This is a genomic window from Serratia sp. NPDC087055, assembly GCF_044900985.1.
Taxonomy (GTDB): domain Bacteria; phylum Pseudomonadota; class Gammaproteobacteria; order Enterobacterales; family Enterobacteriaceae; genus Serratia.
Map to the genome: position 1 here is coordinate 1,701,139 of NZ_JBJDOG010000001.1, position 14,955 is coordinate 1,716,093.

17 protein-coding genes are annotated in these 14,955 nt (G+C 53.6%); 4 read left to right on the forward strand and 13 right to left on the reverse strand.

The window, feature by feature from the left end; genetic code table 11:
* Positions 1–7: 7 nt before the first annotated feature.
* From ACI2J2_RS08035 to hinT, 9 genes are all read right to left on the reverse strand, one after another.
* Entirely contained in the window at positions 8–493 is a 486-nt protein-coding gene (locus ACI2J2_RS08035; protein WP_265554925.1) for an Rrf2 family transcriptional regulator, read from the reverse strand.
* A 291-nt stretch (positions 494–784) separates the two neighbouring features.
* On the reverse strand, positions 785–1,321 hold the full coding sequence (locus tag ACI2J2_RS08040; RefSeq protein ID WP_209632784.1) for a glycine zipper 2TM domain-containing protein: 537 nt from the start codon (positions 1,319–1,321) through the stop codon (positions 785–787).
* A gap of 363 nt (positions 1,322–1,684) precedes the next feature.
* Positions 1,685–2,989: an NAD(P)/FAD-dependent oxidoreductase gene (locus ACI2J2_RS08045; protein ID WP_265554928.1), complete on the reverse strand. Its 1,305-nt coding sequence runs from the start codon at positions 2,987–2,989 to the stop codon at positions 1,685–1,687.
* 332 nt (positions 2,990–3,321) lie between these two features.
* Positions 3,322–3,864 carry an alpha/beta hydrolase YcfP gene (gene ycfP, locus ACI2J2_RS08050; protein WP_265554929.1) on the reverse strand — a complete coding sequence of 181 codons (543 nt, stop codon included), beginning with the start codon at positions 3,862–3,864 and terminating at the stop codon, positions 3,322–3,324.
* A 72-nt stretch (positions 3,865–3,936) separates the two neighbouring features.
* On the reverse strand, positions 3,937–4,956 hold the full coding sequence (gene nagZ, locus ACI2J2_RS08055; protein ID WP_404759826.1) for a beta-N-acetylhexosaminidase: 1,020 nt from the start codon (positions 4,954–4,956) through the stop codon (positions 3,937–3,939).
* Between the two features lie 149 nt (positions 4,957–5,105).
* Positions 5,106–5,981, reverse strand: coding sequence for a thiamine kinase (gene thiK / locus ACI2J2_RS08060; RefSeq protein ID WP_404759827.1), 876 nt, complete (start codon positions 5,979–5,981; stop codon positions 5,106–5,108).
* Positions 5,962–6,546 (reverse strand): penicillin-binding protein activator LpoB, encoded by a 585-nt coding sequence (gene lpoB, locus ACI2J2_RS08065; protein ID WP_037423820.1) that lies wholly within the window; start codon positions 6,544–6,546, stop codon positions 5,962–5,964. The genes thiK and lpoB overlap by 20 nt, the downstream gene beginning before the upstream one ends.
* A 25-nt stretch (positions 6,547–6,571) precedes the next feature.
* On the reverse strand, positions 6,572–6,958 hold the full coding sequence (locus ACI2J2_RS08070; RefSeq protein ID WP_130380234.1) for a YcfL family protein: 387 nt from the start codon (positions 6,956–6,958) through the stop codon (positions 6,572–6,574).
* Positions 6,959–6,970: 12 nt separating this feature from the next.
* Positions 6,971–7,321: a purine nucleoside phosphoramidase gene (gene hinT / locus ACI2J2_RS08075; protein ID WP_037423826.1), complete on the reverse strand. Its 351-nt coding sequence runs from the start codon at positions 7,319–7,321 to the stop codon at positions 6,971–6,973.
* Between the two features lie 254 nt (positions 7,322–7,575).
* Between hinT and ACI2J2_RS08080 the strand changes: the two genes are divergently transcribed.
* Positions 7,576–8,481: an ABC transporter substrate-binding protein gene (locus ACI2J2_RS08080; protein WP_404759828.1), complete on the forward strand. Its 906-nt coding sequence runs from the start codon at positions 7,576–7,578 to the stop codon at positions 8,479–8,481.
* Here ACI2J2_RS08080 and ACI2J2_RS08085 read toward each other — a convergent pair.
* Positions 8,478–8,855 carry a winged helix-turn-helix transcriptional regulator gene (locus tag ACI2J2_RS08085; protein ID WP_404759829.1) on the reverse strand — a complete coding sequence of 126 codons (378 nt, stop codon included), beginning with the start codon at positions 8,853–8,855 and terminating at the stop codon, positions 8,478–8,480. The genes ACI2J2_RS08080 and ACI2J2_RS08085 overlap by 4 nt on opposite strands.
* A 99-nt stretch (positions 8,856–8,954) precedes the next feature.
* On the opposite strand from ACI2J2_RS08085, the gene ACI2J2_RS08090 reads away from it, so the two are divergent.
* Both ACI2J2_RS08090 and ACI2J2_RS08095 read left to right on the forward strand, forming a co-directional pair.
* A complete protein-coding gene (locus ACI2J2_RS08090; protein ID WP_404759830.1) occupies positions 8,955–9,701 on the forward strand; it encodes an SDR family oxidoreductase in 747 nt (248 codons plus the stop codon).
* 296 nt (positions 9,702–9,997) lie between these two features.
* Positions 9,998–10,264, forward strand: coding sequence for a hypothetical protein (locus ACI2J2_RS08095; protein ID WP_209632776.1), 267 nt, complete (start codon positions 9,998–10,000; stop codon positions 10,262–10,264).
* Positions 10,265–10,335: 71 nt separating this feature from the next.
* On the opposite strand, the gene ACI2J2_RS08100 is transcribed toward ACI2J2_RS08095, so the two are convergent.
* On the reverse strand, positions 10,336–11,640 hold the full coding sequence (locus ACI2J2_RS08100; RefSeq protein ID WP_404759831.1) for an Nramp family divalent metal transporter: 1,305 nt from the start codon (positions 11,638–11,640) through the stop codon (positions 10,336–10,338).
* A gap of 229 nt (positions 11,641–11,869) precedes the next feature.
* Between ACI2J2_RS08100 and mntR the strand changes: the two genes are divergently transcribed.
* Entirely contained in the window at positions 11,870–12,340 is a 471-nt protein-coding gene (gene mntR, locus ACI2J2_RS08105; protein ID WP_209632774.1) for a manganese-binding transcriptional regulator MntR, read from the forward strand.
* Positions 12,341–12,396: 56 nt separating this feature from the next.
* Here mntR and ptsG read toward each other — a convergent pair whose 3' ends face one another.
* On the reverse strand, positions 12,397–13,830 hold the full coding sequence (gene ptsG, locus ACI2J2_RS08110) for a PTS glucose transporter subunit IIBC (protein WP_209632737.1): 1,434 nt from the start codon (positions 13,828–13,830) through the stop codon (positions 12,397–12,399).
* 337 nt (positions 13,831–14,167) lie between these two features.
* The gene (locus ACI2J2_RS08115; RefSeq protein WP_265554947.1) at positions 14,168–14,944 is read right to left on the reverse strand and encodes a metal-dependent hydrolase; all 777 of its coding nucleotides are present in this window, start codon (positions 14,942–14,944) and stop codon (positions 14,168–14,170) included.
* Positions 14,945–14,955 lie beyond the last annotated feature (11 nt).

Here is a 14,955-nt window from a genome sequence, read left to right on the forward strand (position 1 = left end):
CCGCAGACTATTTTTCCGCTGTCTCTGCGTCTTTCAGGTCTTCTATTGCATAGGCCGCGCAGGCTCGCTTATCGCCCCGCTCCAGCTCGGCCAAGGCATCTGCCACCGTGTGGCGCGCCAGTACGTCCAGCGATGCCTCTTCCGCCTCGTTCACCACCGACTTGAAATACCAGCAGGCGTTGGCACTGACCAGGCAACGCGCCGGCCCTTCCGGTCGGGCGGCCCAGATGCGTTTATCATCGATAACTGACAGATAGATATCCCGCAGGGTGATCTGCTCCGCCGGGCGGCCCAAGTGAATCGAGCCGTTACGCCCCAGAGTCGAAACAATGATGCCATTTTTGGTCAAGGGCACCATCAGCTTGCGGATAAAGCTGGGGTTGGCTTCCAGACTGGCGGCAAGCACCGCGCTGGTCGCACGCACGCCCAGCTTCTCAGCCACGGCCACGCTAAGTACCATTTGCATTGCAGTCGGAAAGCGAAAATCTAACATGTTTTTATCTCTGTCTCCGGGAGACTAAATGCTTGGACTGAGTCAGTGTGAGATGACGCCACCACACCCACTCAACTGCACAATAATATAACAAACACTGTTGCACTATTGAAGGTATGCCCGGATAAATCGCACGGATACATTAGTGCTGAGAATAGCGTCGGCATTGGCCTGATGGCAAAACGGCGGGCAATAAATAGCAGAAACCCGCGTCAATATTAATGCCGCTCGCTTAACTGCGTTAAACGATCAGAACTAACACTGCACGCGGGCTTAATTCGTAAACTGTGATCAGGCTTTATTCAGCACCAGCTGGCCGCTTTTATCCAGCGGAATCTGGGTGCCCGGATCGTGATCCATACGGATCTTGCCCTGCTGAGTACCGATCTTGTAGGTCACATCGTAACCCAGCATTTTCTGTGATTTGTCGTAGACCGTTTTGCAACGCTGTTGCGTACTGGTGGTGGTGTCGTTATTTTGCATCGCCCCCTGTACCTGATTACCGGCGTAGCCGCCGCCCAGCGCGCCGACGACCGTCGCAACATCACGTCCACGACCACCACCGAACTGATGACCAATTACGCCACCCGCTACCGCACCCAACACGGAACCGGCAAGGCGGTTTTCATCCTGCACTGGCGCACGGTGAGTCACGGTCACATTACGGCATTCCTGACGCGGAGTTTTGATGGTTTCTTTGATCGGCGTTGCTGCAATGACTTGCGCGTATTGCGGACCGGAAGAGAAAACATCAAGACTGGCTACCGCAGCAATACCCAGAGCCGCAGCGATACCAATACCCACACCAGCTAACATTGACTTGTTCACAGGAAATCCTCCTGAAAGTGTTACCACGCATTTGTACCGGGGACTTTACCGACATTGCACCGCGCTTATTATTTTGCGCATTGGCGGCACGTGGTATTCCGGTTTACGGCGTGCGCGACGCGCCGTCTGTAAACGAGATAAAGTCTGCACAATGTTCCAGACCCTCGCAATAAGACAATATGACCAAAAATGCCGGAAATCACGGTTACCCCCGGTGTTTAGGAGGATTCTTAAGAATTTTACCTATTGATGCAGGACATTGTTCTGAACAATCAGTCCATAACGGCCCTATTTCGCGGAAAGAGACCATAAAAAAGCCCACGCGGGCGAACCGGCGTGGGCGAGAGTCGATAACGAAAGCTGTTAGTGCATTTTCAAACGCGGGCGGATCACCCGGTTAATACCACCGACCAGCATCATCAGACCGGTTTTGATGTAGCCGTGCAAAGCGACCTGGTGCATACGGTACAGTGAGATGTAGACGAAACGCGCGATGCGGCCTTCCACCATCATTGAACCACGCATCAGGTTGCCCATCAGGCTGCCAACGGTACTGAAGCGGGACAGAGACACTAAGGATCCGTGGTCTTTGTACACGTACGGCTTCAGCGTCTGGCCATTCATCAGCGCCAGAATGTTGGTAAAGCAACGTGATGCCATCTGATGTGCCGATTGCGCACGTGGCGGGACGAAACCGCCGCCCTCTTTCGGACAGGAAGCACAGTCACCGATGGCGAAAATGTTCGGATCACGCGTGGTCTGCAGCGTTGGCTCTACCACCAGCTGGTTAATACGGTTGGTTTCCAACCCGGCGATGTCTTTCATAAAGTCTGGCGCCTTGATACCGGCAGCCCACACCATCAGATCGGCGTCGATGAATTCGCCACCTTTGGTGTTCAGACCCTTGGCGTCCGCGCTGGTGACCATGGTGTTGGTCAGTACGCGTACACCCAGCTTGTTCAATTCCTGATGCGCCGCAGCAGAAATACGTGGCGGCAATGCAGGCAGAATACGTTCCCCCGCCTCGACCAAGGTCACGTTAAGCGCGCTGTTGTCCAGGCCTTCAAAACCATAGCTGTGCAATTGCTTCACCGCATTATGCAGTTCGGCTGACAGCTCAACACCGGTGGCACCGCCACCGACGATAGCGATGTTTACCCGCTCTTTTTGCCCCGGCTGCGCCGAGAACTTAAGGAACAGGTTAAGCATCTCGTTGTGGAAGCGTCGCGCCTGGTGAGGGTTATCCAGGAAGATACAGTGATCTTTTACGCCAGCCGTGCCGAAATCGTTCGAGGTACTGCCCAGCGCCATGACCAGGATGTCGTAAGACAACTCGCGTTCCGGCACCAGTTCACCGCCCTGTTCATCGCAGATTTGCGCCAGGTGGATCGTTTTCGTCTCACGGTTAATATTGGTCAGCGAACCCAGTTGGAAGCTGAAAGCATGATTACGTGCGTGCGCCAGGTAGCTCAGCGCATCGACGCCGTCATCAAGGGAACCGGTGGCGACTTCATGCAGTAAAGGCTTCCACAGATGGCTGTGGTTACGATCCACCAGCGTGATTTCTGCTTTGTGCTTACGACCGAGTTTATGGCCCAGGCTGGTCGCCAGTTCCAGACCACCGGCACCACCGCCCACAATGACGATTTTTTTCTTTGGCGTTGTCAAAATAACCCCCTAAATGTGAACCAATTGTTATCCAAGGGTAAATAAATAATATCCTTAGAATACATAGGGTTCGCTTAAAATAAACCTGCTATCTGAAGCCAGAATAGCATGTGAGGTTATTTGGTCATACCAAAATTGATGTACATCAAACTTTTTTGGTTAAAGGCTGGACGAAGGGGAATTTTGAGGATTGTGATTCAAATAGTTAGCGCTGAGTCACAGTTTTAAATTTTGTCGCCTATGGGGCAAAAACCGACATTTTGGCAAAGAGATGCCGCAATTTTTGCCGGTAAAAAGCAATCATTGCGGCATCTTCGGGCGTTATGAAACTGTTACGCCAGCGTCTTGAATGCTTTGATTCGTTGCAAATGTGGCGAGATATTTTTGAACTTGTGGGTCTGCTGTTCATCCCAGACAATTTCATAATACTTGTGCAGCAATTGAGCACTACGCTGGCTGTCGAGCACTTCGTCGTGGCGAGACAGCACTGCCAGGCAGCGATCGCGGTTTTTCTCCCGGAAATCGTCCACGCACTTGGTGGCAATATCGCGATACTCTTCCGGCCGGTCGATTTTGCCTTGCATATGCTCTTCAGGGTACAAATTGGGGTTGAAGATCACCTGGCGGATACCACACAGAAAGCCAATGCGCTCGGCCCAAAATCCGCCCAAACCGACACCGCAGATCAGCGGATGCTTGTCGCCTTCCTGTTGAACTGCCTTGTCCACTTCTTTCAATAGATGCTGCATGTCATGGCGTGGATGCAAGGTGCTGTAGCTAATAAAGCGTACGTCCGGATCGATAAACTGCAGCTGTAACACCTTTTCATGATTGCCGGGACTGGTGGAATCGAAACCATGCAAATAGATAATCATGTGGATCCTCGCAACAAGCTGAGGGCCGCGCCGCAGCCCTCATCATTTACGCCGTATTACGACGCCCTGGGTTCACCCCGCATTACGCTGTTTGTACTCCTCCCAGCGTTCGCTGAGCGCATTCAGCTCTTTATGCGCCAGCTGCCAGCGCGCAGAATCGCGCAGCTCCTGACGGGTGAACTGACCGCGATGATATAACCGCTTCACTCTCTCTGCTTTGACCGGGGACAGGTTATCCAGCACGCTAACCGCCCCTGCGCGGTTATTGCATACCAGGATCATGTCGCAGCCAGCATCTAATGCTGCCTGACCACGTTCGGCATAGCTGCCCATAATCGCCGCGCCTTCCATCGACAAATCATCCGAGAAGATAACACCGTCGAAGCCCAATTCCTGGCGCAAAATCTGTTTTAGCCAGTAAGGCGATCCGCTGGCTGGGCGCGGGTCTGCTTCAGTATAGATGACGTGCGCCGGCATCACGGCGTCCAACAGTTGACGGTTAATCAACTCACGGAAGATCGACATATCATGTTCACGGATCTGTGCCAACGGGCGCGGATCGCGGGGGGTTTCCTTGTGCGAATCCGCACTCACCGCACCATGACCTGGGAAATGCTTACCGGTGGTTTTCATTCCGGCGCTGTGCATGCCCAAAATGAAACGTTCGGCCATCACCAGCGCCTGCTGCGGATCGCTGTGGAACGAACGTTCGCCAATCGCTGCACTGACATGGCCAATATCAAGCACCGGCGCAAAGCTGATGTCGATATCCTGCGCGATCATTTCCGCCGCCATCAGCCAGCCGGCCTCCTGCGCCAACCGACCACCTTCATGGGCTGAGTTCAGTGCCGCGAGCGACTGCGCCGCCGGTAACCGGGTGAAACCTTCGCGGAAACGCTGAACGCGCCCACCTTCCTGATCCACTGCCACCACCAGTCGATCGTGGGAAGCGTCACGGATTTGGCGTACCAATTCACGCAACTGTTCGGCATCATGGAAATTACGGGTGAACAAGATCAGACCGCCCACCAGCGGATGTTTTAGGATCTCACGTTCTTCTGCATCCAGCTCATAGCTGGCGACATCTAACATTACTGGGCCCACGGCCACCTCACTTCATTATTCATTTATACCTATCATACTTGAACCTGCACCTTTGTTGGCTGCGCCTGTGCGCCCCCGTCGCCGAGTTATCTGTGCTCCTGGGGTGTTACAGACCGGCCGCCTCACCGCAACGCCAATTATTCTAGGTATAGAACATGGGATGTTAAACAAAAACGCCGGTGCAGCACGGTACCCCAGCGCAAAAATTCAGGATCGCCGGTCTGTTGCCAGCGCACTTCAAACCATAACAGCATCAGATAATCTACCCACGGCAGCCAGCGTTGCACCTGCGCGCTCAGCACCTGTAAATTGAGATAACCGATTTGCGCATAACGCTGTAAAAAACGCTGTTGGCTGGCTGACGACCAGGCGTTACCGCGGAACAGCGCAGCGATATCCAGCGCGATGTCTCCGTCAGCGGCATATTCCCAGTCAATCAACCGCAGGCCTGCGGCCTGTGTTATCAGATTGCCCGGATGAATATCCATATGCAACGGTGCCAATTTCAAGGGGGTCGGCGGACAGCGATGCAGAAAGCGCTGATGCAGCCGCAACCAAGCGGGCGTTAAGCGTCGGCGATCCAACTGTTGCCAATAACGGGCAAACTGTCGCTGCAGATTCAGCGGGTAGCCACTGAGCGGCTGGCGATGCAAATCTGCCATCAATTCCGCCAGGTTTCCACGCTCATTTAACTGACTGAAAGCGGCACTTGTGACAACGTCACCATCAAGCCATTGCAGGATAATCCACTGATTGTTTTGCACTAAAACCTGCGGACCGATCCCTCTTCCACTACGGCGAAGCATACGTGCCTCACGCCGGCGACTCACGCCAAGCGCACTTTTCTCTGCGCTTTGTTGACGCGCCAGAAGCTGTACGCCTTCACCTTCAATGCGCCAACTTTCGCCCGTCAGCCCCTGCACTGGGCTAAAACGACAACCGGCGGTTTTCACCGCCGGCAGCTCGCTTTCAATCAGTTTCCGCAGTGCGGCTTCAGTGTGTGACTGCGCCATTACCTGACCAGACGATTTCACCGGTTTGTACCAACATCAGTTGCATGTCCAGAGTCGGAGACTTCACATCACCGCTGACGTCGCTATACAGGACATATTGCGCACTGACGATACGCGCCAGGCCAATGGCCTTGCTGCGTGAACCCAGGCTATCATCCGCCGACAAGCCCAGCGTCTGTTTGGCGGTCGCCAACTGCGCTTCTGGCACGATGGAGAACGTTTGATTCGACGCCAACGCTTTATGCAAAGCAGATGTGGCTTTCGCGGTCTGTAATGCACCGTTGGTATTGTTCTTTACGCTGTCCAGCAGCAACACGCTACCTGGGTTGACACCGTCGGCTTTCAGCATCTGATTTACCAGCGGCTGCACACTGCTCAGCCAATCGAGCTGCTGAATTTTCGGCGGTTGAGGCACAGGTTCTGTGACGGGGGGTTGCGGCTCAACAACGGGCGGCGTCACCGGCTCAACCGTTACCGGCGGTTGAGGTTGTTCGGGTTCCGGCGGGCGCGACAGACAGCCGGTTAACATCAACGCGGCCAGTGCCACAAATAGATACTTTTTCATTTATCTCTCCACGTGAACCAAGAGTTTATAAAAATAGGTACAGACGCACGCGTTTAGCATCGAGATTGCCGTTGAGTGAGTAAATGGTGGCGTCTGAATTTGGTGCAATAGTGATGGTGCGCTGCGCTTCAAAAGGCCGGATATCCAGCCCCTGATCGTCATACCAGTAGAAGCGATAATGCACCGTCACTGGCGTAGGTTGGCTGTTGCTGAGCTCCGACGTGGCCATCACGCGCCCGGAGGCATTCGAAATCGACGGGTTGTCGGCCAGAATGCCTGCGGTAAGCACCGGCGAATCCATGACTACCGTCTGCCGATCGTTAACCGCGATGCCGCGTGGGCTGCTACAACCCATCAAAATGACAGCGGGCAACGCCAGCGCCATCAGACGCAGGGATTTGCTATAGCGCATGACTTTCCTCGATTAGCGAGACAACAAAGGCCCTAACGAGCGGCCACCGACCAAATGCATATGAATATGATAGACCTCTTGGCCTGCATGGCGATTGCAGTTAACAATCAGGCGGTAGCCGTCATCGGCAATGCCCTCTTGTTCTGCAATTTTCGCCGCGGCGGTAATCATACGACCCAGCGCAGCCTCATGTTCAACGGTGACATCGTTGATGGTGGGGATCAATACATTGGGTACAATCAGAATATGCGTCGGAGCCTGAGGTGAAATATCGCGGAAAGCGGTGACCAGTTCGTCCTGGTAGACCACATCAGCGGGGATTTCGCGGCGGATAATTTTACTGAAAATCGTTTCTTCGGCCATCTGGCGTTCCTTGTAGAGGAAAATAAGCTGTACGCAGTATGAGTGACAAATTCTACTGCTTTCAACCTGATTGCGCACTTTCCGCGTTGAGTGATGCAGAATCAGACAACCTTTCGGGATAATCCTCCCTCTCTCGCTACCGTCCGGCGGCAATCATTTGATTTTTTTCACTTTCGATATTAACTATTGTTGCTTTACTTGCCTGCCATCGGCGCGAATAGTAACTCTATGATTAAAAAAGGATAGAGGACAACATGCGATTCAAAACCCTGGCACTGAGCGCATTGCTGATATGCGGTCATTCTGCGGCTGAGACCAAAAGCATTATTGATCTACAAGCCAACCAGCAACATTTGCGTGCAGAGAAAAACCCGGCCGCCGTCGCGCTGATCCCTGCCAATTATCATTTTGCCGTACCGGGCAAACTAACCATAGCAGTGGCGTCTGAAAATTCCCCCCCACTGGCGCTGTTTGCTGAAGACAATAAAACGTTGATTGGCAGCGATCCGGACATCGCGCAACTGGTAGCAGACAGCCTGGGGCTAGAGTTGAACCTGGTACCGACCTCCTGGGAAGATTGGCCGCTCGGCATCAGCTCAGGTAAATATGACGCTGCAATTTTTAATATTGCCGTGACCAAGCAACGGAAAACCAAGTTTGATTTCGCCACCTATCGCGTAGATACGCTGGGCTTTTACGTGAAGTCCACCAGCAAAATCAGCGCCATTAACCAACCTGCGGACGTTGCCGGGCTACGGATTATTGTCGGTTCTGGGACCAATCAGGAAAATATCTTACTGGGTTGGGATAAGCAGAATCAGGCTAATGGCCTGGCACCGGTACAGCCCATTTATGTCACCGATGACGCCGCCGCCAATCTGAGCATTCAGTCCGGGCGCGCCGACGCGTTCTTTGGCCCCCACTCCACAGGAGCCTACAAAGCAGCACTGACTGGCAGGACGAAAATGGTGGGCATCGGCCCGAACGTCGCCTATGTGGCAGTGACCACTAAAAAAGATAATGGCCTGGTTACCGCAATCAACGCAGCCATCAATGGTGTGATCGTCAGCGGTGAATATGCCCAGGTTTTGGATCGCTGGGGTGAGCATGATGAGAAAGTTCCACGCTCTGCCATCAATCCGCCGGGGATTGGTGACTAGCCGTCAATCAGCTGTGGTGCGTGGGTGCGCATCCAGTTGGCCAGAGAGTCGAGTGTCGGACGCAACGTTTTACCCAGTGGCGTAATTTGATATTCAACCCGTGGCGGAACCTCCGGGAACACCTGCCGGGTGACCAAACCACGTTGCTCAAACTGCCGCAGTTGACGCGTCAACTCTTTCTGGGCGATAGGTGCGACTGCGCGCTGCAGTTCGCTAAAACGTATTGGGGTATCAATCAGTATCAGCCGGTAGAGGATCGGAATAGCCCATTTCCCCGCGACCAGATTCACGAAGCCGACCATTGGGCAAGGTTCACCCGCTGTAGGCAATGCCGCTATATTTTTTTCCGCCGTCGACAACTCTGCGTTGGCCATTTCATCCCACCTTGTCCTTTAGTATCCAAAAGGTGCCTACTATGCAAAAGATACTATAACGCAAATAATGCCTGTGCCGACAATAAACAGGAGTACGTTATGTCACGACTTAAAGGCAAGTACGCATTGATCACCGGGGGTACCAGCGGCATTGGTTTGGAAACTGCGCGTCAGTTTATCGCTGAAGGCGCCACCGTAGCGATTACCGGACGCAACCAGAACAGCCTAGAGGCAGCAGGAAAAGCGCTGGGCAAGGTACTGCTGTTGCATAGTGATGCAGGAGATATTGAGCAGCAGCGGGTTTTAGCGCAGCAATTGGCCAACCACTGGCCACGCCTCGATGTGCTGTACATCAATGCAGGCGACGTCACCCACCATCCTCTGCAAGAATGGGATGAACAGAGTTATCAACGGGTGATGGACATTAACCTTAAAGGGCCCTTCTTTCTGATCCAGTCGTTGTTGCCGCAGTTGGCTAACCCCGCGTCAATTATTCTGTGCGGCTCGGTCAGTGCGCATATCGGCCTGCCGTTAAGTAACGTCTATGCCGCCAGCAAGGCTGGTCTGCTGTCGCTGGCCAGAACCCTCTCCGGTGAACTGCACCCACGCGGCATTCGGGTCAATGGCCTCAGCCCCGGCCCAACAGAAACGCCGGCACTGGGTAAACTCGGCCTGAAGGATGCCGATGAACAGGCATTACGTGACGAGATCCGCCAATTGGTACCCATCGGTCGTATGGGCACGTCGCTGGAATTGGCAAAGGCGGCAGTGTTCCTCGCATCCGATGAGTCCGCCTTTATGGTCGGCAGTGAATTGTTGATCGACGGTGGCGTGGGAAATTTGTAATTACGTCATGCGAGCATTCGGGGGGGTGATCGCCCATTAACACAAATGCTTTCTTGCTAATTATTTCACTTGAAACAACCAAACATACCCCGAAAGCAATTACGGATCCTGCTTACACTCGCGCTGTCACCCTGGCTGGCGGCGCTGCCTACACTGATTAAACAGGGCGTATTGTGGATCCCTTTCGCCAGCCAAAAACCGACTGACCCTAGCTATCCCTCACCCTCTTACTTTTGTTCCTGATAGTGCCATGCATCCGCCAGTCAGGTGCAGAGCACAAAGTGGAGACTGAGACGATGAGAGTAAAATACCTGATTAATGCCATGCTACTGCTGATGCCCCTGGCGCTGGGCGGCATCGCTCAAGCCAATGATCAGACCATTCCCTGGGGGGAAAACACCGGCGGTGTTGAATCCAATCACATTGCCGCCGTAGGTCAGAACCTGAATGCAGCACATCAGAAGGTCACCAAAACCCAGGAAGGCGTATGGGCCGCAAATAGCGGCAGTATTTCTAACGACGAGAAAGCACTGACCAATGGCCAAAACCCAACGTCCAAATAACGCCACACTGGGAGATAGCATGATAAAGAAAGGCGGCAAGCCGTGACAGCATAAGCTGCACGGCTTATCGATCACCCCAGACCGGGGATGGCGACACCAAACGTCTGCAACAGCAGAACCAGGTTGAGCAGGAGAATAATCACTGTACCTATGACCGACACCAGGCTGGTCAGGCGGCTATTAACAAACTCGCCCATAATGTCGCGGCGACGGGTAAACATCACCAACGCAATCATCGGTGCCGGCAACGCCAGGCTCAGCACCACCTGGCTGTAAACCAGCGCGTCTGTCGCATTCACGCCTAATGCCACCACAATGAAGGCCGGGATCATGGTTACCATACGGCGTACCCAGACAGGGATCCTAAAGCCCACAAAACCCTGCATGATCATTTGACCCGCCATGGTACCCACCACCGAGCTGGAAATGCCGGAGGCTATCAACGACATCAGGAAGATGCCAGCCGCGGCAGCGCCAAACAATGGGGTCAATGTATGGTAAGCCGTTCCTATCTCTGCCACGTCGCTATTACCGGCATGGAAAGCGCTGGAGGCCATAATGACCATAGCGATATTCACCAGCCCCGCGACCGACAGTGCAATCACCACTTCAATATTCGAAAAGCGCAGCAATTTGCGCCGTTCGCCACTGTCGCTGGCCGGCGCACGGTGCTGGGTTAAGCCCGAGTGCAGAAAAATAGCGTGCGGCATCACCGTGGCACCGATAATACCGACGGCAATAGTCAATGCCTGCGCATCCGGCAACTGCGGCGTTACCATACCAATACCGGCAGCCGCCCAGTCCACCGGCACAATAAACATTTCAACCAAGTAACACAGTGCAATCACCGCGACCAGGCCGCCAATCATCAGTTCTACCGGGCGAAAACCTTTTTTCTCGACCATCAGCAATGCATAGGTGATAACCGCTGTCACCGCCATTCCCGGCAACAACGGCATATGAAACAGCAAGGCAAGCGCGATAGCCCCGCCGAGGAACTCCGCCAGATCGGTGGCCATCGCGGCCACTTCACTGAGCAGCCACATACCGATCACCACCGGACGTGAGAATTGATCGCGGCACATCTCTGCCAGATTACGGTTGGTGACAATACCCAGCTTGGCCGAGAGCGCCTGAAACAGCATGGCAATCAGGTTAGCCATCACCACCACCCATAACAGGCTATAGCCGTATTTCGAACCCGCCTGAATATTGGTGGCAAAATTACCGGGATCCATATAGGCAATAGAGGCAATCACAGCAGGCCCAGCGAACAGTAGCGGCGTGAATGCTCCACGCTTGCGCCCGGCAAGTGCGTTACCAATCGCCGTATTGGTTCGTTCGGTTAACGATGTGGTGGTTGCCGCATCACGCATGGTTTACCCTCAATCTTTTTCTGGTTATTTTTCACCCAACACTCCCTGCAATGTAGCATCGGCTACACTTTATGCAAAATGGAAGATTCACTGCCTTTGTGTACAAATATTTCTTATTATCAGCGAATACGCCCGCCGAATTGATAATGCGTCGCCTTTGGACTAACGTATGGCGGAACTGCAGTAACCTGCAACTTACTGGTTTAACGTTTAAAGGACGTCTCAGAATATGGCTACAAGCGCACCAGATGACGCCGAACGCCCCGTGGTGGCTGAAATGCCGGACGAGGCTGAACATGCCCTGCGCTTCACCCGCGCTCGTGAGGCGCAATCCAATGCGCTGATAGAGGATTATGTCGAGCTGATTGCCGACTTGTTGATGACCACCCGCGAAGCCAGAACCACCGACATCGCCAAACGCTTCGGCGTTTCGCACCCGACGGCGATCAAGAACATCGCCCGGCTCAAAAGCGCTGGATTAGTCGAGTCACGCCCTTATCGGGGGGTTTTTCTGACGGAAGAAGGCGAGCAGCTGGCACAGAAGGTACGCCGTCGCCACCGGATTGTCGTCGACCTGCTGGTATGTCTTGGTGTACCGAATGAAACCGCCGAGCTGGACAGCGAAGGGATTGAGCATCACATTTCTAGCGACACCCTGGCGGTGTTTGAACAGTTTTTGCAAAAGCACGCAGCAAAGTAAATCCGCACCCATAAAAAAGGGAGGCTTTCGCCTCCCTTAAAACTCCCCTGCCTGAATTAATGGTTACGGATGTATTCGTCCATATCCGTTTTCAGGTTATCAGATTTGGTACCAAAGATAGCCTGAACGCCAGAGCCTGCGACAACAACGCCGGCAGCCCCCAGTTTTTTCAGGCCAGCCTGGTCAACCTTGCTCACATCCGCCACGCTAACGCGCAGACGAGTGATACAGGCATCCAGGTTGGTGATGTTTTCTTTACCGCCGAAGGCCTGAACCAGCGCCGCAGACATTTCAGAACCGCCCTGAGTAACCTGCTCAGAAGCCGTGTCTTCACGACCTGGGGTTTTCAGATCTAGCTTGGCAATCAACACGCGGAAGATGGTGTAGTACACCAGACCGTAGATGATACCCACAATAGGGAACAGCCAGATTTTGCTGCTGTTGCCGCTCAGTACGATAAAGTCGATCAGACCGTGCGAGAAGCTGGTACCGTCACGCATACCCAACAGGATACAGATCGGGAACGCAAGACCCGCCAGAATGGCGTGGATTACGTACAGAATCGGCGCAACGAACATGAAGGAGAACTCGATCGGTTCGGTGATACCGGTCAGGAACGAGGTCAACGCAGCGGAGATCATGATACCGCCGACTTTAGCGCGGTTTTCCGGCTTGGCTGAGTGCCAGATGGCAATCGCGGCAGCAGGCAGACCGTACATTTTGAACAGGAAGCCACCAGACAGTTTACCCGCCGTCGGGTCACCCGCCATATAACGTGGGATATCGCCGTGGAACACCTGACCTGCTGCGTTGGTGTATTCACCGATCTGCATTTGGAACGGTACGTTCCAGATGTGGTGCAGACCGAATGGCACCAGCGCACGTTCAACCACGCCGTAGATACCAAACGCCACTACCGGGTTCTGATACGCCGCCCATTGGGAGAAGGTCTGGATAGCCGTACCGATTGGAGGCCAGATGAAGGACAATACTACGCCCAGAACGATTGCCGCGAGGCCGGAGATAATCGGCACAAAGCGCTTACCGGCAAAGAAGCCCAGATATTCCGGTAATTGAATGCGGAAGAAGCGGTTAAACATATAGGCCGCGATGGAGCCGGAGATAATCCCCCCGAGTACACCGGTATCTGCCAGGTGTTTGGCCGCGATTTCTTCAGCCGGCAAGTGCAGCACCAAAGGTGCAACCACCGCCATGGTTTTCACCATGATGCCGTAAGCCACCACTGCAGCCAGTGCGGATACACCATCGTTATTGGTGAAGCCAAGGGCAACACCGATGGCGAAAATTAACGGCATGTTGGCGAAAACGGAACCGCCGGCTTCCGCCATCACGTGGGAGACTACCGCAGGTAGCCAGCTAAAGTTGGCGGAACCGACGCCCAGCAGGATACCTGCGATAGGCAATACGGACACCGGCAGCATTAGCGACTTACCTACTTTTTGCAGGTTTGCAAATGCGTTCTTGAACATAGTTGAGTGTGCTCCTGAGTAATAGTGCTTTGCTACTTTCCGCGATTCTTCGCGTTGCAAGGGGGGGAGAAAAAACCCCTGCAATTCAGGGTGTCTGAGCACCCCTTGAATTTTTACGCAGAGTAAAATAAATAGGCTGCGCAATGTTTGATGACAGTCACGTTTCGATGAACAAAACCGGGTGTTTTTCTTAAATTGCCTATTTTTTGGCAAAAAAGAGGAAAAACGCCCGCACCTCGTCCTAAAACGGGTGGGAACATTACCCGTTTCGATGATTAATTACGAGCTTAAAAAAAATTCCGGATTCGATGACTACAGCTATAGCCTAGGCCAAAGATCAGAGGTCGATGTGAAATAAGCGTGAAAAATTGGCGGTGGTAGCTTCGGCCAGCGTCTCCAGGCTCACGCCCTTTAATACCGCCATGTATTCAGCCACATCGCGCACATAGGCAGGTTGGTTCTCTTTGCCACGATGCGGCACAGGAGCCAGATACGGGGAGTCGGTTTCCACCAGAATACGGTCCAGCGGTACGTAACGCGCCACATCACGCAACTGTTCGGCGTTGCGGAAGGTCAGGATGCCAGAAAATGAAATGTAGAACCCCAGATCCAACAAGGCTTCTGCGGTAGCGCAATCTTCGGTGAAACAATGCAGCACCCCACCACAGTTCTGGGCATTCTCTTCCCGCAGGATCGCCAGCGTGTCTTCACGCGCATCACGGGTATGCACAATGACCGGTTTATTCAGATCGCAACCGATACGGATATGTTCGCGGAACGACGCTTGCTGCAGTTCTAGATTGTCCTTCTGATAGAAGTAATCCAGCCCAGTCTCACCCAGTGCTACGACCTGCTCTGCCGCCGCCAGACGACGCAGTTCAGCGTAATCATAACCGCCTTCAAGATTAAGCGGGTGTACACCGCAGGAGAACGCCACGTCGTCGCGTGCGCCGATCAACTGCGTCATCGCTTGATAGCCGGGCAGCGTAGTCGCGACAGCCAGCACATAGCCAACGTCGCGCGCCTTGGCCTTTGCCAGCGCGTCATCTACGTTTTGGTGCAGTGTTTGGTAATCCAGGCCGTCAAGGTGACAATGAGAATCTACTAACAACATAATATTTTTAG

What these genes read in the sequence shown, in the direction of transcription:
- ACI2J2_RS08035 (WP_265554925.1), bottom strand. Translation starts at nt 493, where the DNA reads ATGTTAGATTTTCGCTTTCCGACTGCAATGCAAATGGTACTTAGCGTG.
- ycfP (WP_265554929.1), bottom strand. Translation starts at nt 3,864, where the DNA reads ATGATTATCTATTTGCATGGTTTCGATTCCACCAGTCCCGGCAATCAT.
- nagZ (WP_404759826.1), bottom strand. Translation starts at nt 4,956, where the DNA reads ATGTTAGATGTCGCCAGCTATGAGCTGGATGCAGAAGAACGTGAGATC.
- thiK (WP_404759827.1), bottom strand. Translation starts at nt 5,981, where the DNA reads ATGGCGCAGTCACACACTGAAGCCGCACTGCGGAAACTGATTGAAAGC.
- lpoB (WP_037423820.1), bottom strand. Translation starts at nt 6,546, where the DNA reads ATGAAAAAGTATCTATTTGTGGCACTGGCCGCGTTGATGTTAACCGGC.
- ACI2J2_RS08070 (WP_130380234.1), bottom strand. Translation starts at nt 6,958, where the DNA reads ATGCGCTATAGCAAATCCCTGCGTCTGATGGCGCTGGCGTTGCCCGCT.
- hinT (WP_037423826.1), bottom strand. Translation starts at nt 7,321, where the DNA reads ATGGCCGAAGAAACGATTTTCAGTAAAATTATCCGCCGCGAAATCCCC.
- ACI2J2_RS08080 (WP_404759828.1), top strand. Translation starts at nt 7,576, where the DNA reads ATGCGATTCAAAACCCTGGCACTGAGCGCATTGCTGATATGCGGTCAT.
- ACI2J2_RS08085 (WP_404759829.1), bottom strand. Translation starts at nt 8,855, where the DNA reads ATGGCCAACGCAGAGTTGTCGACGGCGGAAAAAAATATAGCGGCATTG.
- ACI2J2_RS08090 (WP_404759830.1), top strand. Translation starts at nt 8,955, where the DNA reads ATGTCACGACTTAAAGGCAAGTACGCATTGATCACCGGGGGTACCAGC.
- ACI2J2_RS08095 (WP_209632776.1), top strand. Translation starts at nt 9,998, where the DNA reads ATGAGAGTAAAATACCTGATTAATGCCATGCTACTGCTGATGCCCCTG.
- ACI2J2_RS08100 (WP_404759831.1), bottom strand. Translation starts at nt 11,640, where the DNA reads ATGCGTGATGCGGCAACCACCACATCGTTAACCGAACGAACCAATACG.
- mntR (WP_209632774.1), top strand. Translation starts at nt 11,870, where the DNA reads ATGGCTACAAGCGCACCAGATGACGCCGAACGCCCCGTGGTGGCTGAA.
- ptsG (WP_209632737.1), bottom strand. Translation starts at nt 13,830, where the DNA reads ATGTTCAAGAACGCATTTGCAAACCTGCAAAAAGTAGGTAAGTCGCTA.
- ACI2J2_RS08115 (WP_265554947.1), bottom strand. Translation starts at nt 14,944, where the DNA reads ATGTTGTTAGTAGATTCTCATTGTCACCTTGACGGCCTGGATTACCAA.